Annotated in this window: 20 protein-coding genes and 1 tRNA gene; 10 read left to right on the top strand and 11 right to left on the bottom strand. The window is 54.8% G+C overall.

From position 1 onward, the window contains the following. The first annotated feature begins 111 nt into the window (after positions 1-111). From PSR63_RS02680 to PSR63_RS02660, 5 genes are all read left to right on the top strand, one after another. Positions 112-1479, top strand: a complete 1368-nt coding sequence (locus PSR63_RS02680; RefSeq protein ID WP_274330498.1) for an outer membrane protein assembly factor BamB family protein — start codon at positions 112-114, stop codon at positions 1477-1479. A gap of 38 nt (positions 1480-1517) precedes the next feature. After that, positions 1518-2516 (top strand): aldo/keto reductase, encoded by a 999-nt coding sequence (locus PSR63_RS02675; protein ID WP_274330496.1) that lies wholly within the window; start codon positions 1518-1520, stop codon positions 2514-2516. A gap of 85 nt (positions 2517-2601) precedes the next feature. Next, entirely contained in the window at positions 2602-2955 is a 354-nt protein-coding gene (locus PSR63_RS02670; protein WP_274330495.1) for an Imm8 family immunity protein, read from the top strand. Positions 2956-3037: 82 nt separating this feature from the next. After that, entirely contained in the window at positions 3038-3556 is a 519-nt protein-coding gene (locus tag PSR63_RS02665) for a 3'-5' exoribonuclease (protein WP_274330494.1), read from the top strand. Positions 3557-3683: 127 nt separating this feature from the next. Next, a complete protein-coding gene (locus tag PSR63_RS02660; protein ID WP_274330492.1) occupies positions 3684-4274 on the top strand; it encodes an HdeD family acid-resistance protein in 591 nt (196 codons plus the stop codon). A gap of 739 nt (positions 4275-5013) precedes the next feature. On the opposite strand, the gene PSR63_RS02655 is transcribed toward PSR63_RS02660, so the two are convergent. Beyond that, complete coding sequence (locus PSR63_RS02655) at positions 5014-5340, bottom strand: hypothetical protein (protein ID WP_274330491.1); 327 nt, start codon at positions 5338-5340, stop codon at positions 5014-5016. A gap of 377 nt (positions 5341-5717) precedes the next feature. Here PSR63_RS02655 and PSR63_RS02650 point away from each other — a divergent pair, with 377 nt between their 5' ends. Both PSR63_RS02650 and PSR63_RS02645 read left to right on the top strand, forming a co-directional pair. Beyond that, positions 5718-6314: a hypothetical protein gene (locus tag PSR63_RS02650; RefSeq protein WP_274330490.1), complete on the top strand. Its 597-nt coding sequence runs from the start codon at positions 5718-5720 to the stop codon at positions 6312-6314. A 144-nt stretch (positions 6315-6458) separates the two neighbouring features. Further along, on the top strand, positions 6459-7796 hold the full coding sequence (locus PSR63_RS02645; protein ID WP_274330489.1) for a sulfatase-like hydrolase/transferase: 1338 nt from the start codon (positions 6459-6461) through the stop codon (positions 7794-7796). 54 nt (positions 7797-7850) lie between these two features. Here the strand turns inward: PSR63_RS02645 and PSR63_RS02640 are convergent, their stop codons facing one another. The 4 genes from PSR63_RS02640 to PSR63_RS02625 all read right to left on the bottom strand — a co-directional run bounded on the left by PSR63_RS02640 (position 7851) and on the right by PSR63_RS02625 (position 13102). After that, positions 7851-9791, bottom strand: a complete 1941-nt coding sequence (locus PSR63_RS02640; RefSeq protein ID WP_274330487.1) for a hypothetical protein — start codon at positions 9789-9791, stop codon at positions 7851-7853. A 227-nt stretch (positions 9792-10018) separates the two neighbouring features. After that, the gene (locus PSR63_RS02635; protein ID WP_274330486.1) at positions 10019-11680 is read right to left on the bottom strand and encodes a TROVE domain-containing protein; all 1662 of its coding nucleotides are present in this window, start codon (positions 11678-11680) and stop codon (positions 10019-10021) included. 344 nt (positions 11681-12024) lie between these two features. Further along, positions 12025-12100, bottom strand: a tRNA-Gln gene (locus PSR63_RS02630). A gap of 288 nt (positions 12101-12388) precedes the next feature. Continuing rightward, a complete protein-coding gene (locus tag PSR63_RS02625; protein ID WP_274330485.1) occupies positions 12389-13102 on the bottom strand; it encodes a ZIP family metal transporter in 714 nt (237 codons plus the stop codon). Positions 13103-13312: 210 nt separating this feature from the next. Between PSR63_RS02625 and PSR63_RS02620 the strand changes: the two genes are divergently transcribed. Further along, positions 13313-14476, top strand: a complete 1164-nt coding sequence (locus PSR63_RS02620; protein WP_274330483.1) for a baeRF7 domain-containing protein — start codon at positions 13313-13315, stop codon at positions 14474-14476. A 3-nt stretch (positions 14477-14479) separates the two neighbouring features. Here the strand turns inward: PSR63_RS02620 and ruvB are convergent, their stop codons facing one another. After that, a complete protein-coding gene (ruvB, locus tag PSR63_RS02615; RefSeq protein ID WP_443111078.1) occupies positions 14480-15547 on the bottom strand; it encodes a Holliday junction branch migration DNA helicase RuvB in 1068 nt (355 codons plus the stop codon). A 90-nt stretch (positions 15548-15637) separates the two neighbouring features. Here ruvB and PSR63_RS02610 point away from each other — a divergent pair, with 90 nt between their 5' ends. Together PSR63_RS02610 and PSR63_RS02605 are read left to right on the top strand one after the other, a co-directional pair. After that, on the top strand, positions 15638-16144 hold the full coding sequence (locus PSR63_RS02610) for a TspO/MBR family protein (RefSeq protein WP_274330479.1): 507 nt from the start codon (positions 15638-15640) through the stop codon (positions 16142-16144). A 154-nt stretch (positions 16145-16298) separates the two neighbouring features. Beyond that, positions 16299-16421 (top strand): hypothetical protein, encoded by a 123-nt coding sequence (locus PSR63_RS02605; RefSeq protein WP_274330478.1) that lies wholly within the window; start codon positions 16299-16301, stop codon positions 16419-16421. 13 nt (positions 16422-16434) lie between these two features. On the opposite strand, the gene PSR63_RS02600 is transcribed toward PSR63_RS02605, so the two are convergent. From PSR63_RS02600 to cysS, 5 genes are all read right to left on the bottom strand, one after another. After that, on the bottom strand, positions 16435-17427 hold the full coding sequence (locus tag PSR63_RS02600) for a zinc ribbon domain-containing protein (protein ID WP_274330477.1): 993 nt from the start codon (positions 17425-17427) through the stop codon (positions 16435-16437). Between the two features lie 25 nt (positions 17428-17452). Then, on the bottom strand, positions 17453-18586 hold the full coding sequence (locus PSR63_RS02595) for a zinc ribbon domain-containing protein (RefSeq protein ID WP_274330475.1): 1134 nt from the start codon (positions 18584-18586) through the stop codon (positions 17453-17455). Between the two features lie 42 nt (positions 18587-18628). Further along, on the bottom strand, positions 18629-19258 hold the full coding sequence (gene ruvA / locus PSR63_RS02590; protein ID WP_274330473.1) for a Holliday junction branch migration protein RuvA: 630 nt from the start codon (positions 19256-19258) through the stop codon (positions 18629-18631). A 27-nt stretch (positions 19259-19285) separates the two neighbouring features. Further along, positions 19286-19780 carry a crossover junction endodeoxyribonuclease RuvC gene (gene ruvC, locus PSR63_RS02585; protein WP_274330471.1) on the bottom strand — a complete coding sequence of 165 codons (495 nt, stop codon included), beginning with the start codon at positions 19778-19780 and terminating at the stop codon, positions 19286-19288. Positions 19781-19858: 78 nt separating this feature from the next. After that, positions 19859-21394 carry a cysteine--tRNA ligase gene (cysS, locus tag PSR63_RS02580; RefSeq protein WP_338000662.1) on the bottom strand — a complete coding sequence of 512 codons (1536 nt, stop codon included), beginning with the start codon at positions 21392-21394 and terminating at the stop codon, positions 19859-19861. Between the last annotated feature and the right edge of the window lie 42 nt (positions 21395-21436).

Raw genomic sequence — 21436 nt, 5'->3', positions numbered from 1 at the left:
CCAATTTGACCACAACGATCCGCTCTCTGGCGTGTTTAACTAAGTACGTCTAGTCGGCGGAGATCGTCGATCACGAATCATCCGTTCATTCGATATTCAAGGGAAATTATCATGCGGCTTCTTATTCTTTCTGTGGGGATGGCCTTGTTCGGCTTCTCGGGTTTGCTTCAGGCGAACGATTGGCCTCAGTGGCAGGGACTGCACCGGGATGCCATCTCGCAGGAAACTGGCCTGATGAAAACCTGGCCCAGCGACGGTCCCGAGCTTGCTTGGCGAGTTACCGAACTGGGCGGCGGGGACAGTACCCCATCGATTGCCGACGGGCGCATCTTCGGGATGAGCAATCGCGGCGAAGATGAAGTTGTGTGGGCCCTTTCCGAAAAGAATGGCGAGCCGTTGTGGGTAAGCAAGTTGGGACCAGCTTACGATCAAGACATGCCGCAGTCGAAGGAAGGTCCTGGGTGCACACCGACCGTCGATGGCAAGCTTCTGTTTGTGATGGGCATGGCCGGCAACGTGGCCTGCTTGAATGTCGAAGATGGTTCCATCGTTTGGCAACGTGATTTGAAGGAAGACTTTGGCGGCACCATTCCGCGTTGGAGCTACCGCGAATCTCCCCTGATCGACGGCGAGAAGATGATCGTCACGCCGGGTGGTAATAAGGCGACGATCGTGGCTCTCGACAAAAGCACGGGCAAGACACTTTGGCAGACGAAGACGCAGGAAGAAGAAGCCCAGCCGGAAGCGGCTCCGATGCGGGAAGAACCCCGCGAAGGACCGCCCCGTGGTGAAGGACGAAGCCGAGGGCGTCGTGGTTTTGGTCGCGGAGGTCCACGCCCCGACGCGGCGTATGCTTCGGCCATCGCCATCGACTTTGAAGGCCAGCGGCAGTATGTGCAGTTGACAGCCAAGGCCTTGGTGGGCGTGGCTGCGGACGATGGTGAGCTTCTTTGGAAGTACGATCGCCCTGCCAACGCGATGGGAATCAACTGCTCGACACCCGTCTATCACGATGGCTTGGTCTTTGCCGCCTCGGCCTATGGCAACGGCGGTGGCGCGGTCAAGCTGAACAAGAGCGACGACGGGACGATCGAAGCCGAAGAGGTCTACTTCACCTCGAACATGCAGAACCATCATGGCGGCATGGTCGTCGTCGATGGTGCCTTGTACGGTGCCAATGGTGGCAACGGCGGTGGTTTTCTCGCCTGCCTCGACTATCAGACGGGTGATGTGCTGTGGCGTGAACGTAGTGCTCAGAAAGGAGCCTTGGCGATGGCCGATGGTCTTCTCTATCTGCGAACCGAAGATGGCACCGTGTTGCTGATTGAACCTAGCAAGGAAGAGTACGTCGAAAAGGGACGATTCGAGCAACCGGACCGAACCGACTCACCGGCCTGGGCTCATCCGGTGATCGCCAATGGCAAGTTATACATTCGTGATCACGATCTGCTGCTGTGCTATGACGTAGCCACGAAGTAGACCAGCGAAACTCAATCGGAACAGAGGAAGGCATGCTCATGCACAAGCGAATGCTTGGAACCAGCGGACTCGAGGTCTCGGCCATCGGCTTGGGCTGTATGGGTATGACGGCCTATTACGGACCTGGCAAAGACAAGGAGGAAATGAAGTCGCTGCTGCTGGCGGCGGTCGAGCAAGGCGTCACATTGTTCGACACCGCAGAGGTTTACGGTCCCTTCGCCAATGAAGAAGTCGTGGGCGAAGGTCTGGAAAGCGTTCGCGATCAGGTGGTACTGGCAACCAAGTTCGGGTTCGACTTGAGCGGTACTGACAAGATGCCTGGGGCGATCGGCCTGAACAGTCGGCCAGAGCATATCAAAGAAGTCTGCGAGCAGTCCCTTAAGCGGCTACGAACCGATCGGATTGACTTGTTCTATCAGCATCGTGTCGATCCGAATGTTCCGATCGAGGACGTTGCCGGTGCGGTCAAGGAGTTGATCGCCGAAGGCAAGGTCAAGCACTTTGGAATGTCGGAAGCCGGTATCGAGACGATCCGCCGTGCTCATGCCGTGCAGCCAGTCGCGGCACTGCAGAGTGAGTATTCGCTGTGGTGGCAGCGGATCGAGAATCAGACGCTGCCGGTGCTGGAAGAACTTGGTATCGGCCTGGTGCCCTATAGCCCGCTGGGTCGTGGCTTCTTGGCGGGGGCACTCAGAGCTACGGCGAAACTGGATGGCAATGACTTTCGCGCCAAGCTGCCTCGCTTCAGTCCGGAGGCCTTAGAGGCGAATCAAGGGTTGGTGGACGTCTTGCAGGAGGTCGCCGGCCGGATGAATGCAACTGCGGCGCAGATCTGCCTGGCCTGGCTATTAGCTCAGAAGCCGTGGATTGTGCCGATTCCTGGGACGACGAATCTTGGCCGCCTGGAAGAAAACCTGGCAGCAGCATCGATGCAACTCACGGCCGAAGATCTTCAGGAAATCGAAGATGCGGCCGCTCAGGTTGCAATCTATGGCGAGCGTTATCCAGAGAATCTCGAGCAGATGACCGGTATTTAGTTGAACCTTTGGGCCGGGTTGGGGACATTCTTGTCGGCAAGTACTTTCTTACTGCCCGCTGAAGTCGTCCTCTGAAGGTGTTACCGTGACCGTTCAATTTGATGTTCGATATATTGAGTCGACTCAATATATCGACTGGGAGGAGTTCGTTCGTTACCAGTCGCCTGACCCCTGGGACGATTATGGCTGGTTCACCGTAACGGTTGGAGAAGTTGGGGACGAAGCGGGATCAAACTTTCAGGTTTGCGTCGCGACCCCACGAGCCGTGGGACGAATGAAACGGCTGGGCGAACGCCCTGGAATTCTTGTAGACCACTACGATCCCGAAACTGTCGAGCGAGCCATTATCGAAAAGGTCACTGCTTTAAAGGGAAACGACTATCAGGACGTAATTGATCAGTTACGCAAGTTCATGCACTGGGAATACGAGGGAATGTAATCGATTGATCGAAGCAAGAATCTTTCTTCTAGCTAGAATAACTCTCTGTAGAGATGACCAAAAAGTATGAAAGAGGAAAGCAATGAGTTACGTCATGGTAGACGTCGAATCGGATGGGCCGATTCCTGGTGATTATTCGATGGTGTGCTTCGGGGCCGTGCTGGTTGAGCCTGGACTTGCCCGCACTTTCTATGGCCGGTTGAAGCCGATATCGGAGAAGTGGATTCCTGAGGCTTTGGCCGTATCAGGGTTCTCACGCAATGAAACGCTGCAGTTCGACGAACCTAAGCGTACGATGCAGGCGTTTGCCAGTTGGCTGAAAGCCGAGTGTGACGACAGGCCAATGTTTATTTCCGACAACAATGGCTTTGACTGGCAGTTCATCAACTGGTACTTCCATCACTTCCTGGGAAGCAATCCCTTCGGGTTCAGCTCAACGAATCTAGGCTCGCTCTACAAAGGGATGGTGCAGGACACATTCAAGAACTTCAAGCACCTGAGAAAGACGCGGCATACGCATCACCCTGTCGACGATGCCAAAGGTAACGCCGAAGCGCTGCTGACGATGAAGAACGAAATGGGTTTAAAGATTCGACTCTAGGACGCAATTCGATCGCCAATTTGGATGGCAGTCGGTGGCAAATTCTCTACCAAAAGAAATATAGAATGTCCCAGTTTACAGCAGTACAATCTGGGGACGGGCTAATTCACAATCGGGGAGAAACACCATGGCTGAATCGAAGAAACCAAGCGTCACATTTCTGTTAATCATGGGCGTCCTGACCGCGATCCTGGGCGTCGTGGCGATCGGATCGCCGGCCGTTGCGGGTACCGCGGTGGTCTACATTGTTGGTGCGATCATGCTGATCGCCGGCATCTCGCAGGTCGCCATGGGGCTGAAGGCTGAAGGGTGGTCGCACAAGTTGCTCCCGCTCATTCTTGGTGGCGTGACGACACTGGGTGGTATTGCCGTTCTCGCGCATCCAGTTCTGGGGATGGAAATCTTGACGCTGATTCTAGCCGTCTATTTTGTTGCCGAAGGAATTTGGAAGATCGTCGCTTCGTTTAGCTTTCGACCTGCCCAAGGTTGGTTGGCAATTCTCTTTAGCGGGTTCATTACCTGGTTGTTAGGCGCGATGATCTGGGCGCAGTGGCCTGCTTCCGGCATGTGGGCCATTGGGATTTTGGTGGGTGTCGACCTGTTGACCACGGGGATCGCGTTGATTGCCGTGGCAATGACCCTCGGGAAGATCGTCGACAAGATCGATGAAGTGAAGTCGTCTTCCGAGCCACCTTCGGAAGGTGCGCCTCAGGCATAGAAGCCGATTGGCGCAAAGAAACAGCCGCCAGCTAAAGGCACGCTGGCGGCCATTTCTCAGGTACACCTAGGCATTCAAGCGCAGGGGATGACTTGAAAAGCCTTCGGTGCCGCCTCTTGAGATCAGGAAATCGAGGAAACGCTCGACAACGCTTCGATAATCTGTCCGGTTATCGCCTCCAGGTTTGATGCTTCGACCAGTGCGTCAATAGAAGCCTGCATGGGAATCTAGTTCACCGGTATGACCAGGCCGAGCAACGCTCGCCGCCCGTACGCCTCAGAGTGGCCAAAATCCTCAGGCAGGTCACCAAGTCACCTGCCGAATCTGATCTATAAAAGGAACCGACGGTCACCGCATCGATCCAGCGCATCGGAGTAAACGATCGCAACGTAAACGTTGCCGTCAATCCGATACTACCCTTCACGATGAACCCCACTGCGGCCAACCCGCCAGCGACCGCCAGTTCCGAAGATGGGAAATCAGCCATCAACTCTCTAGCCTGCCAGTCGATCGCGACTAGCAGGTATGTCGTTAAGCTCTAACAGAGCGTTATTGGAAAATTCAAATGGGATCTTCGACAACGGGATGGCAAGTCCCATGAAGAAGAACCACAGCAAAAGTGGAAATAAAACAACCAGAACGAAACGCCGCGAAGACGTTAGAATCAGCTAGTAGCTGGCCCATCTACCATTCGGCAAATGCCGACGGGTGTGCGTGATGGATAAGAAGGCCGGGACGTTTAGACGACCGGCGGACCACGCAATTGAGATACGGTTTGTTGCTGAACTGAAGTTACCTGCGGACGGTCGTTCACAACCAACGTTGCGGTAACCTCGAAGGTAGGCATCGTCCAGTTCGGAGTCAGCGTCGGAAGCTGAATTTCCGACTTGCTTTCCCCTTCAAATTCTACGACCTCGGCTAAGCCACTGTCGTGCGAATGAGGGCTGGTCAATTTACCGTTCGGGGAAAAATCAGTCTGCAGTAGACCGCCAACCACCAACAAGGCGTAGAAGACCACGAGAAATGCTCGGACCGGAGAGATGGTGTCCGACAGGTGAAATTTCACACTACGAAAGCAACGCAACACAAAAGCACCGGCCCCTCTCGAGGTCGATTTGGTAGCACCATTTTGTGTGGAGGAAAGGAACATCAAGCGATGCTGGTAGGTAAGAAACTCTTAAGTAAGATTCTGAGAATAGTACATCGGCAATTTTGAAAATGCAACCTCTGCCATTTTTGGCAATTAATTTTTTCAGCGGGTAAGAATTCGGTTTTTTCCGCGAGCACTGACCAGATTTTCGGAAAACCGCTTCCCCGCGAGCCTCTCCGATAGCAATTTCTGGCCGCTAACCTCTTGGCATGTGCGGGTTCTCGCGGAGATTCCCTTTGCCTCGTAGAATGCGTGATTCTCAGTTCGTTTTATGCTTCTATTGAGTAGTCGTCATGCGGTATGTCATTCTTGTCGAACAAAAACGCCAGGCCCCTGCAATGTACACGGCGCCGGTTGATCAGGACGATGCCGAATACTTGCGACGGGCAGCGGAAACGCTGAAGCCCCTTTCCGCTGAAGACTACATGAAAGGCCCGGCCGCCATCTTGCACATGCTGGCACGCTATAGCTATATCCTGGATGGCGACGACGTCTATTGGTGCGTCGAATGGTTGCCCGGCATGATCATGATTCGCTTTTCGCGGGGCGGCCAAATGGCCTGGACGGCCCTTCGTAGTCCGGTCCCGGATTTTGGCGGTCGGACGGCGACAAAGGAGGATCGAGATGCCTACGATGCCGATGCCCCCAATCACCAGGTGAACCTGATCTTCGAGCCTTGGACCGCCCAGTCCGATGAAGACGACCGCAATGCGAAGGGGTTTGCTCGAGCCGATGCGAAGACCGAAGCGACCTTCGAGGCCGCTTTGTCGCGCGTCAACGAAATTGGCGAGCAGATTGAAACACAGCACGGCAGCAATCTGGAAGCATGGGTTTATCGAGGCGAAGAGGAAGTCGCCAAGATGGTGGGCGACGGCGTTCGCATCGACTGAGTCTGGATTCAGCTTCTTTCAACACTGGTCTTTGCGTTTCTCGCGCGGGCAAGCGGAGTTCGCTCCGAGAATTCGCTTGCGGATTGCCCAGAAGGTACAATGGGTGACTTAGCTCACCTCGCCACCTTCTCCTGAGAATCTGCCATGCTGAGATCTGCCGTCGGTATTGCCCTTCTTTTGGTTTGCTCTTCTTCCGTCTTTGCAAAGACAATTCTTCGTCCGAACATCGTTGTCATCATGGCGGACGATATCGGTTACGAGTGTCTGGGCTGTTATGGGAGCAAGGCCTATCCTACGCCGAATATCGATCGTCTGGCCGCGGAAGGGATTCGGTTCGAGAATGCTCACTCGCAGCCGATCTGTACTCCGTCGCGTGTGCAGATCATGACCGGCATCTACAACAATCGGAACTATATTCGATTCGGACTGCTCGATCCTAAAGCCGTCACCTTTGCCAATCTCTTGCGGGATGCTGGTTACCAGACATGCATTGCCGGCAAATGGCAACTCGAAGGCGGGTTCGAGGGGCCCGGCAAATTTGGATTCGATCATTACTGCTTGTGGCAGCTGACACGACGGCCCAGTCGCTACCCCAACCCAGGCCTGGAGATCGATGGCAAGGAGGTCGACTTCAAGAACGGCGAGTTCGGACCTGATGTCGTTAGTGATTACATCTGCGATTTCATGGAAGCTTACAAAGACGAACCCTTCCTGGTCTATTACCCGATGATCGCGCCCCACTGGCCCTTTTTGCCGACGCCAGATCATGACGATTGGGACCCAACGATGTGGCGGGACGCCAAGAACGAACCAGGCGGCTACCGAGGGCCGAAGTACTGGGACGCCATGGTCCGGTACACCGACAAGATGGTTGGCAAGGTCGTTGACAAGCTGGACGAACTAAAGCTCCGCGAGAATACCTTGATCTTATGGACCGGTGATAACGGAACGTACGAATCAGTTGTCACGCCATTTCACGGAAGAGACTATCGTGGCGGAAAAGGTAAGACAACCGATAACGGAACGCACGTCGGTTTCGTTGCCAGTTGGCCTGGCACTATCAAGCAAGGCAAAGTCGCCGAGGACTTGGTCGACTTCAGTGATGTCTTGCCAACCGTCCTCGATGTGGCTGGGGTTGAGGTGCCGAAGACGCTAGAAGTTGACGGAGTAAGTTTGGGGCCGGTCTTTCAAGACTACGAACGAAATAAGCCATACATCTATTGCTGGTATGAACGCAACGGTATGCGAGGAAAAGCCTCGCAGCACGTACGTGACGCACAGTACAAGGTGTATGCCAACGGCAAGATCTATGACGTCGTAGAGGACCCACTCGAAAAGAACGATCTCGCGGCTGCCAGGCTACCCGGCGACGATCCGGCACGTATCGAGATGCTTCGCAAGGCTCTCGATAAGCACGTGCAAGTCACCAAGGCAGCCGATGCCAGCCAGAGTGAGTTGCGCAACAAGCGAGCCAAGAAGTAAAAAAGGCCCGGCGAAGCAAATCGTCGGGCCCTGAATTTACTGCTGCTTTTGTTGTTAGGCGAAGACCACGTCGATCGCGGCTTCCGTATCGGCGATTGCCAGGTCAGTGAAACTCACTTCACCGGCTTTCTTCTGGCCGACATGAACGGTATACGTTCCTTCCGCGAAAACTGGCGGACGGAACGAGGTTCCGGCGACACGTTGCGTGTAAATGATCTCGCCAGTATCGTTCTTCACGACTTGAACAATGGGGTTCGCTTCCGCATCGAACTTTAGTTCCGGCAAGAAGCCAACCGGTTTGCGACCGTCGTAATCGGCAACGGCAACTTGAATTGGCCAGCCTGGGAATTGCTCGTCGTCTCCCTTCTTCGCGTCGGAGAAACGTGGCCAGCATTCGATGGTGACCTCTTGCGTCTTCTTGTGGAAACGCACCAGGCCGTAACCATCCGCTCGTTGCTTTTCGTCTTTGACGTTTGGCGGGTTGGCATAGGCCATCATCGAGATCTTGTTGCCCAGGCCATCCTTAAAGTCGCCTGTCCACGGTAGCGGGCTATCGGGCACTGCGTTCGGGCCTGGCTTTTCATCCAGTGGATGCCACCAACGACCGTAGATGGTGTTCACCAACGCGGGACTGGTGAATCCGTAAGGGCCGTCGCCGTACTGGTCGATGCCATGTTTCACCACGACTGCCAAGTGCTGGTCGCCACACAGATGAATCGCCTTGGCTCGGCGAATTTCTTCGAGTGCCTTGCGGCGGCCGGTTTGCGGCCAGCCGTTGCAATCGAGGTCGGCCAGAAGGCGACCAGTTTCGCTGCCGTGCATATGAACGGCTCCGCAGAACGCGGTTTGCGAAAGGACGCACTTCATCTGAACGTCTTCCCAATCTTCGCCCCAGTTCTTGAGGAACTTAAGTTGACGTTCGCCGAGAAGAACCAAGCCTGGCAGATCGATTGTCGCCGGATCGTACGAAGGATCGTTGATATGGTCAGGACGCGGACCCATTTTGGGGATCTTGCCGGCTGGGCCACTCTTGAACTTGCGATCTTCGAGAATCGCGAAGTCGATACCGCCCAGCTTCATGCTGGTGAAGTAAACCGTAATGCCGCGGAGGATCGGTTCCGGGTCTGGCGAGTCAGGCAGGTGCCACGATTGTTGCCGCTGCACCATGTTGACGTATTCAGCGGGGAACATGAAACCGCCGTCTGCGTTGCCTTGCAAGGTCGAGAGCTTGCCATTCTCGCCCCACAGGTTCGGCTGCCCCACGTCGTGATCGTCCGGCGTACAAATGGTCGGACGGTCTTTGATGACATCGCGGAACTGTAGACCAAACTCGATCCAGCCTGCGGTGTGTTCGGTGTGACGATAGGTTTGATCGCCGGCGAAAAAAAGTAGATCAGGATCTTGATGCAGCAAGTTCTCGACAATCTCGTGTCGTTCGCCGGTCGTGCGGCTCGAGTTACACGACATGTTGGCAACGACGATCGTTTCTTTGTCGATTGGATCTTTGCGAATCGAGCCCTCGAACATGGCTTCTTTGCCGTGACGCACACGGTAAGGCACCGTCATCGAGCCATCCCAATTTTCAACGCGGAAGTGGGCACTCCAGCCTGGAAAGAGTACCTCTTCCTTGGCGATCTCGACCCACTCGCCATCTTTCTTAATTTCCAGGCGAGCAATCCGGGCTTCGTCCGGTTTGAGTGGGAAAAGCTGTGCGCTCAGCTTCAGCACGCCATTGGCTTGGGTATAGACGGCAAACGCAACGACTTCGTTGCGGGGAACAATCATCGACGGAGGGGCGTTGCGTCCGTTGGCTTTTTTGTCCCACCAGTTGCCGACGGCCAGCGAGTCGAGTCGTTTATGGTCAGCACCAAACGGCATGGCCGGATCGATTTCTTTCGCGGCGGTTGCGGCGTCTTGGGCCGTAGCAATGGCGGCTGTTCCACTCCAAGCAAATGCGGAGGACAGCTTCAACCAGATACGTCGAGAGAGCTTCATGATGTTACGGGGGTGAAAAGGAAATTGGCAGGAACTTTCGATCGGTTGTCCCTCTAGGATTACCAGGAATCATTCGGACAAACGCGATTCTTCTATTGTGGTCCAACGGCGGACGTTCACAACCATATTACGCCCGATGAGACGCGAATCTGACGGGGAATCGTGCGGCTAGCATAAAAAAACGCCAGGGCTGCGATAAGCCGAGGCGTTCTACGAATAGTTTTCAACTATTTGGCTAATTTAATGGCGTCAATTTTCGCCACGAAACGACTTCCGTCATCCTCCAGGAAGGATGCCACGACTTGGAAGACCGCGTCGCTGAATCCACCCACATTCAGGATGTCGGCCCGCTCCGGAGCCTGGGTCGTGGTGTACGGCTGCAAGTCGATACACACCAGCTTGGGCGACGCGATCTTGTGACCACGTAGCTTCATCTGATTGCTTGCGAATTTCTGCCACTGCTCCATCACGCCCGTCTGGCCGTAGCGTCCATATCCGTACGGACGATTCTTGGTGATCCAGCTTTCGTTATCACTCAATAGGATCACGCCAGCAAAGTGCCGACGTGCGTAACGTCCGTTGGCAGCTTGCAGCGGAACGCTACAGTCGGTTCCACCACCACCGTAACGTGCCAGCCGATCAGACAAGCTCAGGATCGAATCGTTCGGATCGAACTTCGCATCGTAGGCAACGGTATCGAACGGAACGACCACGCTATCCGGATTACGACGCAGGATCGCCGCGGCGAACAGTGCCGCCACGTCAACACACCGCATCGCGGAAGTCGCCCCACGACCGCGGTATCCGGTGACCGGTGAATGCATTGATCCGGACACGTCCAAACCGATGAGTACCGGGCCTGGCAGCTGCGGAATGTTGCCACACGCAATCTCGGCCGCGTGGTGTAGAGCGGACTTAATTGCCTGGGGAACTTCATTCGAGGCATGCTTGTAGGCCGCCAGGTACTGATATGGGAACTGCTTCGAACGCTTGATCTCGCGCTCGTCGGATAGACGCTTCGCGATCAAGTTAACCATCTCGTTATCCGGCTTACCTGATTCGCTACGCAGTACGCCCTGACGCAGCAGCGTGTTCAAGTTCATCCGCAGTGCCTGCGGACCCATTTGCTTGGCGATCGCCTTCCATGCATGTGCATCCTTGGCCGTATCGGCCAAAAGGTCCCACCGCAGTGACAAGTCGCGCACGATTCGGGCCTGCTCGGACCCCTTCTTCGCCTCGCGGAATGCATTCAACTTGCGCACTTCATCCGGCAGGTCATGCAGCGTAGCCGGAGCCCACTGCACCACCAGCTTTCCGGTCAACCATCCAAACAACGCACGGCGCTCGTTGTTGGCCGGCTTAGGCCGAGCCATCCGAAGCACGTCGCGCAGCGAAGGATCGTTGCCGATCGAAGCGGACAGTAGCTTCAGCGTCGAAGCTTCGTTTAGCCAACGCTCGAAGGCCCGCTTCAAACTGGAGGACAAACCGTTGCGTCCAAAGTGTCCGCTACGAACCATCTGGAACACGTTGCGCAGCATGCGGCCGTTATCGACAATTCGGTCGAATACCTCATGCGTGAGCTCGGTATCGCGCACCGACAACATCACCAGCAGTGCGGCCGGCATGTCCTTCATCATTCCACGCTGCCGCGCGTAGATGGCCAGCTTCGCCAGGAACTCGTCGTCGTTGACCTGGTCGACAAGCTGGACAACCTGATCCAGTTGCTGCTGGCCGGTTGCGTAGAACGTACCGCTCAAGCATCCGGTGGTCGCCAGTTGTGCGAGGGCATGCTTGGGTGACATCGCGTATGCGGCCCCTCCGGCAGCATTGCGTGCACCTGCCCGTGGACGATGAGACTTCGTAGAACCGAACAACAGCTTGTTAGCCATGGGAATGTTCCTCCTTGGCGAAGGATAAAAAGACGTAAAAGCACACTCGACGAAGTAATGGCGAGAGCTCGGCCCGCACAATGAACAAGGCGGGCCGTCAAGAATCGAACTTGTTAAACCATGGACTCCCAACCGGCAGTCGAGAGTGTGCGAATTGAATAGCAAAAACGAAATGATCGACGAGGGATTGACCAGAGGTAACTACGCTGCTCTATCCAGCTGAGCTACGTCCCCATGAGTGAAAGTAGGGACGGCAGGACTTGAACCTGCGACCTGCGGATTAAAGATCATGTACTCCAATCGGCAGTCAATCATTTCATACGTGCGATCTCGATCGCACGAGGCTGCGGGAGTTGGAATCGAACCAACGACATCTCGATTCAAAATCGAGCTTCGCATACCAGCAGCGAATATCCCGCATGAAAAAAAAAGGCTCCCCGTCGCATTCGACGAGGAGCCTTCTATCGGAGAGACAGAGAGGTCGACACGTTAAATGCGTTGCCAGCTTCGGCTGGGCTTGGGCTTCGATTGCCCTGTCCTGAGACCGAACCCGTTGGGATTATTCAGCGGCTGTTGTTTGAGATGGGATGACATGCGGTCTCTCCTGAAGTTGCCTGATACCTACTCAGGCGGCTGATTGATTGTTCTGGATAGATAGACGTGCCTGCTTCTGCAGGGTTCACGCTGGCGTGAAGAAAAACTTGAAAGTCAGGGAAGCAGTTCGCGACCCAGCACGCCCAAGGCAAAACCCAGCACGGCACCTAGTGCCGGTGCCCAGGCTTTTTCAAGCTTGGCCTGAGGAGCGATGTCTTGAAAGACGAGAAACAGAATCCCACCACCTGCGACAAGCTTGATCGCAGCAACGACCGCCGGATACTTCGCCAGAAGAAGAAATCCGCCCAGTCCTGCGATTGGTCCGAGAAGTGCCAGAATGCCAAATACCAGGACGATTCGGAAGCCAGAGATGCCTGGGCCCTGATTCATTTCGCGATAGGCATTGAATCCTTCCGGAAGATTTTGCAGGGCAATCAAAATGGCTAGTAATGGCCCGGACTTTCCGCCGGCACTGAAGGCTGCACCCAAGGCCATTGCTTCCGGGATGAAATCAGAAAGCATCGCTACCAGCTGTGTGGTGGGACTATGGTACCGAGCCAGGAGGATGTCGAGTCCACAAAAGATGAGCCCTCCCAAGACAAACCAAAGTAGCGAATAGTGAGCAGGGAGTTCTTCGATTCCCTCCGGCACCAAAACCAAGGCCACAGCGGAAAACAAAGCACCACCACCAAAGGCCATCACTGCGTGTCGGAATTCCTGTTCGAGCCAATCTCGATGGATGTGTTCGATGCATGCAAACATGGCTCCCAGAGGCATCGACATGCCGGCCATCAGCGTAAGCAAAGTGACAGTTATCCAAGTGGGCATAAAGCTATTTGAGTTTGAGTCAGACGTGGCAACGAGGCGCCAATTCTATAGCGATGGCGCGGACTTTGCACCGTGTAAAGGATGGTTCGAAATAGTCAGTGACACGCGACTTGAGGCGCTGTAAGCTGCCAGTGCAGGGAGCTTTGCAACCAGCATGGTGTTTTCTGAACCATCGAGGCGCTTCGAGTTGGAATAAGGAGATACTTTGACATGGAACCGCAACTGATTCAAACGCTGCTGAATGATCCCAGCGAGGTTTGTGTTTCGATCTATATGCCCACGTTCCGCTGGGGCCGAGAAGTTCAGCAGAACGAAATTCGATACAGAAATCTAATGAATGACGCGACAACGCTACTCGGCATCGATGAAGTATGCCGGCCGCAAGATCGCGAAGCTATTCTCAAGCATCTCGAAGCATTTCGTGACGACAAGAAACACGATGCATGGCGTCATCCTTCCGCAGGCCTAGCATTATTCGTCACCCCCGATTCCATGACTGTGCATCAAATGGGATGCACCATGACCGAGCAAGTACACGTAGGCGAGCGATTCTATCTTCGTCCGCTCTTGCCGGCCTTACACGGTGATGGTCGTTTCGTGTTGATTGCCGTCAGTCAGAATCACGTGCGATTGTTTGATGGCAGTGCCGATGGTTTAGAAGAACGTGTGCCGGCCGAGCTGCCGGAGAACTTGAAGGATGCTCTGAACATTGATGACTACGGTGCTACGATCCAGCATTTCAGCTATGCCCAAGGAGGAGACGTCAGCACGATGTATCACGGCCAGGGGGCCGGCGATGATCACAAGCAGGATATCCTCCAGTTCTTCCATCGAATGGATGATCCCCTGACGCATTTCCTGGAAGGACGTAACGATCCGTTGGTGTTCGCCGGGGTCGAGTACCTTTACCCGATTTTCAAAGAAGCGATCAGCTATCGTCACCTGTTGCCTGATAGCGTGCACGGTAATTTCGATGACGCCTCGCTCGATAAGCTGCATGAAAAAGCATGGGAGGTCGTCCTGCCGCACTTCCAGCAGGAATGTGATCGAGCCATATCCAACTATCACGATGCTTACGGACAGAACCGCGCGACCAGCGATCTCGAGACGATCTTGCGAGCATCCGAGGTCGGAGCCGTTGAGTCCCTGCTCATTCGTGAAGATACCGCCATCTGGGGACATCTGGACCGTGACGGACACGTTCAGGACGACGGCGTTCCTAGCGAGATCAGTCACGATCTGTTAGACGATGCCGCGGTGGAAACGCTCAAGAATGGAGGCGATGTCTTCGTCGTTCGCGAAGCGGACTTTCCCGAGGAAGAATGCTCGGCGGTAGCACGACTTCGCTTTGAAGTCGCGTCTCCGATGGATTAGTTTCTAGTCGAGAAGTTGTTTGCCCTTGGCCGCCATCACTTTTTGAATGTGTTCGACCGACTTGGTCGTTACCATGCGACCTCGCGGGGTACGAACGAGAAGTTCCGTTCGTAGCAGGAACGGTTCCACTTCATCGGCCAAGGTTTCCGGTGCGGCATTCATCGTGTGGGCGATTGCCTCGATGCCGGCCGGTCCGCCAGCGAAAACACGAATGATCGTGTTCAAGTACTTGCGATCTTGATTGTCGAGACCAAGTGAATCGATCTCTTGCATGGCCATGGCGTCTTGGGCCAATTGAAGCGTAATGTGTCCGTCGGCTTTGCTTGTCACGTAATCGCGGATCCAACGCAAGCGGTTATTCGCAACGCGTGGGGTCCCGCGACTTCGTTTGGAAATCTCAAGCGAAGCATCGTCATCGATCGTCACATCCAACTTGCGAGAGTTTCGGCGAATGATCTCCGCGAGTTCTTCGTTGGTGTAGAAGTCGAGATGTTCTCGCAGTGGGAATCGATCGCGCAGTGGAGCGGTTAGCATCCCGCTACGGGTAGTCGCTCCGATCAAGGTAAACGGTTTGACCTGCAGATTAATCGTCCGCGCGTTGGTTCCTTCCCCAAGGACGATGTCGATGCGGAAATCTTCCATCGCCGTGTAAAGGTATTCCTCGACTGCTTTGGGAAGTCGATGGATTTCATCGATGAAGAGAATCGACTTCTCGTCCGCATTGGTCAGGTAGGGAACCAAGTCTTTGGGAGCTTGCAGCGCCGGCCCAGACGTGAGTTGGAAATTGACGCCGAGGTCTTTGGGAATACAGGTCGCGAAGGTGGTTTTGCCAAGGCCAGGAGGACCATCGAACAATATGTGTCCCAGTGGTTCATCTCGTTTGACGGCGGCATCGACGACCACTTTCAGCCGTTCGCGTACCTCGAGTTGGCCAACCATTTCAGAAATGGATTGCGGGCGGAGGCTCTTATCTTCTTCGTTTGGGCTGTTTTCGCCTTGGAGTATCGCTTCCCTGCCCATTGGAAAAACCTTTTCCCGTGATAAATTTGCGAGTCTAATGCCTGATAGCAACTGAACAGGTGTTGACTATGGCCGTCCACTATAACAAATAGAGGATGAGGTCGAAAAGTTCGGTATTCTCCGGCAATGGAGCCAGATCCCATGGAATCGGCAACCAATCAACAACAGGCAACACCATTCTGGCAGAGTGCCTTGGGCCTGCTAGGGTGGATCATTCTTTGTTTTACGGCCGCAGGCGTTGGATCTTCGTTTACTGTGCCGCAGATCGAAACTTGGTACGCCGAGCTCAATAAACCCTCGTTCAATCCGCCGAATTGGATCTTTGGCCCGGTCTGGTCGACGCTCTACCTGATGATGGCCTTTGCCGTCTGGCTTGTGTGGAAGAAAGCAGGCTGGACGAATGCCCCTCACTCGCTGGGGATGTGGTGCTTTCAGCTGCTGTTAAACACCACTTGGTCCGTAATCTTCTTTGGTCTCGAAAACCCCGTCATGGCAGCATTCGAGATCGTTGTCCTTTGGATTTCGATTCTGATTACGATCGTCGCGTTCTGGCGGCACGATCGCTTTGCGGCATCTTTGATGGTGCCCTACCTGCTTTGGGTTTCGTTTGCCACCGTGCTGAACATTTCGATTGCGGCACTTAATTGATGCCAGCTTGGTTCCGGGAAAGGCTGCTTGACTGTCCAATGACCAGTTGAGCATCGTCTTCAGTCGATTTCAAAGGAAATTGAGCCATTGGCACTGCCTTTGCGGATAGGAGTTTCACACTCCCATCACTTTCAAATGCAAAGGAACCCTGACAATGACTGAAATCGTGGTCCAAGATATGGTGAACGACGTTTCCGACCAACTTCACATGGATAAATGCGAAGCCGAGCAAGTGCTCGAAGGCATGGTTTATGAGTTTGTTGAAGAGGAGCAGTGATTCGGGTCACGTGCTACCTACTGAGTAAACTTCCCAAGCCGCCGCACAGTACGGCAATAATCGCGATGCCCAGCCCCACGGCGAGAACCGTTCCCAGGATCATCATCAAGCGATGGTACGAGACAGGACCATGTCCGGTCGAGCGTCCATTCTGTCCGTTGATGAGGAAGCGATAAACTTCGTTTTCATATTGATAGGCCATGATCCAAACGGGCAGCAGCATCGGATCGCTGGCCATGTTTTGGATACGAAGATTGACCTGTACGTTGCGGCTTCGCGGAGGCACGAACTTCGCGTCCACGGCTTGCCGTTCAAGCGACTCAAGCCCTGACTTGGCCATCGGTCGAGCGTACTTGCGAGCAACATTGAATTGCTCGACGGTGTAATGATCGAGGTGTGCTTCCTTAGGTGAAACACCTTGGCTCATGTCGAAGGGGCAAAGTTGAGACGTCTCGTTTGGCGTTAACGCACCACTAGCCCCGACCAGCACGCCTTCGTAGCGCGCCCGATGTTCGCCGGATATAGGGTACCAATCGCCGCTGGCTCCCATGGGTGTCTGGCTAGTATCGGCCGTCCAGAAGGTAGCGACGTCGGCTGAGAAGACCCAGTACGGGACATAGACCGGCACCATATTCTTGATCACCGCCCTTTCCGAGATATCAGGCGGTCGCCAGAAGCCTTGGCCGATGGCTTCGCGCATTTCTTTTCGAGCTTCTTCCTCGGTCACGCGAAATGGGATGACTTTTGTCGGAGCGATGACTTTGTGGTCTTTTCCCTTTTCGAGATTAGTCGATCCGCAAAAGGGACAACGCAACGCTTCCGCTTCGGCGGAATAGCTCATCGCGGCGCCACAGCCGCTGCAGTTGAAGCTGTGCGTGGCCAATGTCGAATCTGGCGTATGGGCATCTCGGCGATGGGGTGCTTCGGTTCCGCAGTTACCGCAGAACAGATCTTCCTCGTCGATCAGTCCACCGCAAATGGTGCATTTCTCTAGGAGATCACTCATAAGGCTGGGCTTTCGCAGCGAGTCATTATTTCATCATTGCCGCGATCAGCAGAATGATAAGCACGAACAGGATCAGAAGGCCTACGCCACCTCCAACAGCTCCCCAGATTCGTTTCCACGAGACCGGTTTGTCTCCGTTGATCAGGCCTGTCTGGCCGTTAACCAGAAACCGATAGACCTTGTCGTTATAGCGATAGGTCAACAAGTAAATGGGCAATAGGTACAGGTCAGAGTTTTCGTACGAGAATTCTGTTTTAACGACCATGCTCCGGCTGGTATCGCCAGGTAGAAACTGTCGGATATTCGTCTGCTCGCGACGATAGAATTCTTCGTAGCAAATTTTCTGAGCCTCAGCGATTTCCATCTGGTACTCTTCAGCTGCCCAGCCCGCGAGGAAATAGGGCTCGTATCGCTTGGCGGCCAAAAGTGAGAACGGCTTGATGCGATCTGCATCGGCCTGGGTCAGCCCTTTGCTGGCCGAGATCATGTAGCCGCTATAGTACTTATGATGTCTGCCGGAGAGAGGCCACCATTCGGTCTTCTGGACGCGACGGGTTTTGGTGACCATCTTGCCGTTTTCCATGGTGGTGTACGATTCCGTCTTGTACCAATACTCGCCGATCGAAGCGCTCCAGCGACTTTCGGCAAGCATGGAAAAGCTCCAGAACGGAAGGTACACCCCACGTAGTTTGTCTTCGATCTTGGCCATGTGCAGGTCGCCAGGTCGATACCAGTCGTTGCCTTTGATCCAAGCGCGGAACTTTTCCATCGCCATCTCAGGCGTCACACGAAATGGAATCACAAACTCAGGCAACTGCCGCCCAGAGACTTCGGGAGAATACTCGACCACATAGGTCGAATCGCAAAACGGACAGACGTAACTCAACTCTTGCGGGTCAATCGAAACATTCGCACCACACGTTTCGCAGTGGAAATACCTTTTGATCGACTGCTTCGCTTCCGCTTTCTTCTTAGCGGCCTCTTTCACCTCGTGAGGTGTACCGCATGCCGGGCAGAATTTGTCATTCGGTTCGACCGGACAGCCACATGCCGCACACGGCTCGCCATGCGGCTGAGCCACCTCGGCAGCGACCAATTCATCGTCCGCCACCGGTTGGGCAACGACTAACTGTTCTTCGTTATCTGCGACGTCCTGCATGATGAGATGGGGTAGTGAGGAAGAGTGTGGGTTGCGAGTAAGTTATCCCTCTTGATGAGCAATTTTGTACACTGCCTGAACAAGGGAATCCACGTCCTTGTAGCTCTTTTTCTCGGCGACTGCCGTGTCGAGTAGTTTTCTTGCGTGGGTTTCGGAGTGACCCAGTTGCAAGAGAACCTCGAAGGTTTCGGTGACGACATCGCGCGAAACGTCGGGGCTTTCGCCATCGGCTCCCGAGATCAACAAAGCGAACTTCGGGACCTTACGACGCAGCTTCGCCACAATTCGGTCAGCAGTGGCCGGACCGATCCCAGGCAAGGCCGACAAACCCTTGGCGTCCTGTTGTTCGATCTGATTGGCGACTTCTTGGACCGGACGGACCATTGCTCGCAAAGCTTTTTTCACACCGACCCCGTCAACCGAGCAAAACAGCTCGAAAAACTCGCGTTCAATATGATTCGAAAAACCTACCAGGCGAGGGCTCATTCGCCCGCGAGAGGGGTCGCCATCGAGGTAGTTGATCGTGTGAAAAGAAACCTTCTGGCCAATCTGCGACTGAACCTGGCGGCGTACGAACTCGGGCACCAGCACTTCATATTCGAAGGGATCCGCCGCAATGGTGACGCTGGTGACTTCGACCGAGACCAGCTTGCCGGTGATTTTTGTAATCAAGGGTGAATTCCGTTTCGAGAGGAGGTGTTAGATGGTCGTTGCGATTTTGCTGAGGTAGTAATGACAAAGCGCCACGGCCAGCGCATCCGCGACGTCCGCAGGCTCAGGCACTTCCGCGAGCCCCAACTCGCGGCGGATCGATTCCTGCATCTGGTTTTTGGGAGCTCGACCACTACCGGTCAGGATCTTTTTGATTTGGGTAGCCGCGTAACTGTGGAAGGTCAGATCGTGCTGGGCCGCTGCCAGGCATAACACGCCCCGGGCATGCCCCATGATGATGGCCGTCTTCGGACGTTCGTAATGAGAGTACAACTCTTCCATCGCCATCACGGTTGGTTTGAGCGACGTGATGACGTCGGTAATGCCCTCATGGATTTCGCGAACCCGGGCTGGCACGTCGCCGCGTGACTTTCCCCGAACGACGCCAGCTTCCACCACGGAAACGCCTGACGGACCGACATCGATGACACCATAGCCGGTGATATTGAGACCAGGATCGATGCCGAGGATACGTTTCCGCATGGAGGTCCTAGAGTAAGCGAGTGAAGTTCACCACACCTGTTCACTCTCCCTTGGTCAGGGAGAGTGAATCAGATTGGATTAGCCTTTACGCCAGAGCGTACCGTCTTTGCGGTCTTCCAGCGTGATGCCGCATTCGGTCAGGCGATCGCGGATCAGGTCGCTTGTTTCGAAGTCTTTCTTCTTTCGCGAGTTGGCTCGGATCTCGATGACCAGGCCCATCAGTTGATCGACCAGACCGGCGTCTTCGCTTGAATCGGCTTCCGGCTTCTCAGTGAAGAGACCCAGGATGGCCGACAATTCGCGAATGGTTGCCATCGCCTGATCGAGCGAACTGGTGTCGGCGCCCTTGGTTTCTTCCAGTTTGTTCGTATCGATGAACTTGTTCACACCGCGGACAATCTCGAACAACTCGCTCACACCGCCACCAGTGTTGAAGTCGTCGTCCATCTTTTCGAGATAGGTGTCACGATGCTTTTTGAGCAGCGTCAGAAGTTCGTCACCGCCAGCTTCGATTTCGCCTTCCTTACGGGTTTTGGCGGCCTCGATGTCGTAGAAGCTCTTGCCGGTGATACGTTCATAACGCTCGAACAAACGGTAGAACGTATCGAGTCCGGTTCCGGCTTCTTCGATCGCCGGCTCGCTGAACAGGATCGTACTGCGGTAATGGGTTCGCAACAGGAAGAACCGAATACGTTCTCCCCCTTGGCGGTCGATCAGCGTATGCAAACCGCCAGCGCCGCCGCTACGGCTCATCTTGCCGCCAGCTTCGCCTTCGGTCGCGCCTTTTTCGCGTTCGGCCTTGCCGCCGATCTTGCCGGCGCTGGGGTCGCTTCGCAGTAGTCCGTTGTGCATCCAGTAAGTAACCATCGGTTTGCCGTGGCAGCATTCGCTTTGGGCAATTTCGTTTTCGTGGTGGGGGAAGGTCAGGTCGAGACCGCCACCATGGATATCGAAGGTTTCGCCGAGAATGCCTTTGCTCATCGCCGAGCATTCGATATGCCAACCGGGGCGACCTTTGCCCCAAGGGCTATCCCAGGAAGGTTCGCCCGGCTTGGCTTTCTTCCATAGCGCGAAGTCGCCTGGCGAGCGTTTACTGGCAGCGGCACCGCCCCCCTCCCCTTGCATCGCATCGACACTGCGATTGGTCAGCTTGCCATACTCGGCGTCTTTGCTGACTTCGAAGAAGACGTCGCCGTCGACATCGTAGGCGAAGCCTTTTTCGACCAGGTCTGCGATGAACTGAATGATGTCGTCCATCGAAGAAGTAGCCCGCGGCATGTCGTCGATCGTGGTGACATTGAGGGCTGCGAGATTGTCGAGGTAGTCCTTGATGTTCTCTTCGGCGACTTCGAGCATCGTCATCTTGCGCTCGTTCGCCTTGTTGATCAGTTTGTCATCGACATCGGTGATATTCACCACCAAGCGAACGTCGTAGCCGCTGTGCTCGAGGTAACGCTTGACCGTGTCGAAGATCACCGGTCCGACCATGTGACCGATGTGGGCTTCGGCGTAGACGGTTGGACCGCAAAGGTAGATGCCGACTTTGCCAGGCGTGACGGTCTTGAATTCTTCCTTGGTACGGCTCAGCGTGTTGTAGACCCGGAGATTACTCATGATCTTCCTTTAGACCGCCGGTGAGTGCGGTTGGTTCGGCTA

Source organism: Bremerella sp. P1, assembly GCF_028748185.1.
In the GTDB taxonomy this organism is placed as follows: domain Bacteria; phylum Planctomycetota; class Planctomycetia; order Pirellulales; family Pirellulaceae; genus Bremerella.
The sequence above is the reverse complement of the archived record's forward strand: the minus strand, read 5'-3'. Positions and strand labels throughout refer to the sequence as shown.

What these genes read in the sequence shown, in the direction of transcription:
- PSR63_RS02680 (WP_274330498.1), top strand. Translation starts at nt 112, where the DNA reads ATGCGGCTTCTTATTCTTTCTGTGGGGATGGCCTTGTTCGGCTTCTCG.
- PSR63_RS02675 (WP_274330496.1), top strand. Translation starts at nt 1,518, where the DNA reads ATGCACAAGCGAATGCTTGGAACCAGCGGACTCGAGGTCTCGGCCATC.
- PSR63_RS02665 (WP_274330494.1), top strand. Translation starts at nt 3,038, where the DNA reads ATGAGTTACGTCATGGTAGACGTCGAATCGGATGGGCCGATTCCTGGT.
- PSR63_RS02660 (WP_274330492.1), top strand. Translation starts at nt 3,684, where the DNA reads ATGGCTGAATCGAAGAAACCAAGCGTCACATTTCTGTTAATCATGGGC.
- PSR63_RS02650 (WP_274330490.1), top strand. Translation starts at nt 5,718, where the DNA reads ATGCGGTATGTCATTCTTGTCGAACAAAAACGCCAGGCCCCTGCAATG.
- PSR63_RS02645 (WP_274330489.1), top strand. Translation starts at nt 6,459, where the DNA reads ATGCTGAGATCTGCCGTCGGTATTGCCCTTCTTTTGGTTTGCTCTTCT.
- PSR63_RS02640 (WP_274330487.1), bottom strand. Translation starts at nt 9,791, where the DNA reads ATGAAGCTCTCTCGACGTATCTGGTTGAAGCTGTCCTCCGCATTTGCT.
- PSR63_RS02635 (WP_274330486.1), bottom strand. Translation starts at nt 11,680, where the DNA reads ATGGCTAACAAGCTGTTGTTCGGTTCTACGAAGTCTCATCGTCCACGG.
- PSR63_RS02625 (WP_274330485.1), bottom strand. Translation starts at nt 13,102, where the DNA reads ATGCCCACTTGGATAACTGTCACTTTGCTTACGCTGATGGCCGGCATG.
- PSR63_RS02620 (WP_274330483.1), top strand. Translation starts at nt 13,313, where the DNA reads ATGGAACCGCAACTGATTCAAACGCTGCTGAATGATCCCAGCGAGGTT.
- PSR63_RS02610 (WP_274330479.1), top strand. Translation starts at nt 15,638, where the DNA reads ATGGAATCGGCAACCAATCAACAACAGGCAACACCATTCTGGCAGAGT.
- PSR63_RS02605 (WP_274330478.1), top strand. Translation starts at nt 16,299, where the DNA reads ATGACTGAAATCGTGGTCCAAGATATGGTGAACGACGTTTCCGACCAA.
- PSR63_RS02600 (WP_274330477.1), bottom strand. Translation starts at nt 17,427, where the DNA reads ATGAGTGATCTCCTAGAGAAATGCACCATTTGCGGTGGACTGATCGAC.
- PSR63_RS02595 (WP_274330475.1), bottom strand. Translation starts at nt 18,586, where the DNA reads ATGCAGGACGTCGCAGATAACGAAGAACAGTTAGTCGTTGCCCAACCG.
- ruvC (WP_274330471.1), bottom strand. Translation starts at nt 19,780, where the DNA reads ATGCGGAAACGTATCCTCGGCATCGATCCTGGTCTCAATATCACCGGC.
- cysS (WP_338000662.1), bottom strand. Translation starts at nt 21,394, where the DNA reads ATGAGTAATCTCCGGGTCTACAACACGCTGAGCCGTACCAAGGAAGAA.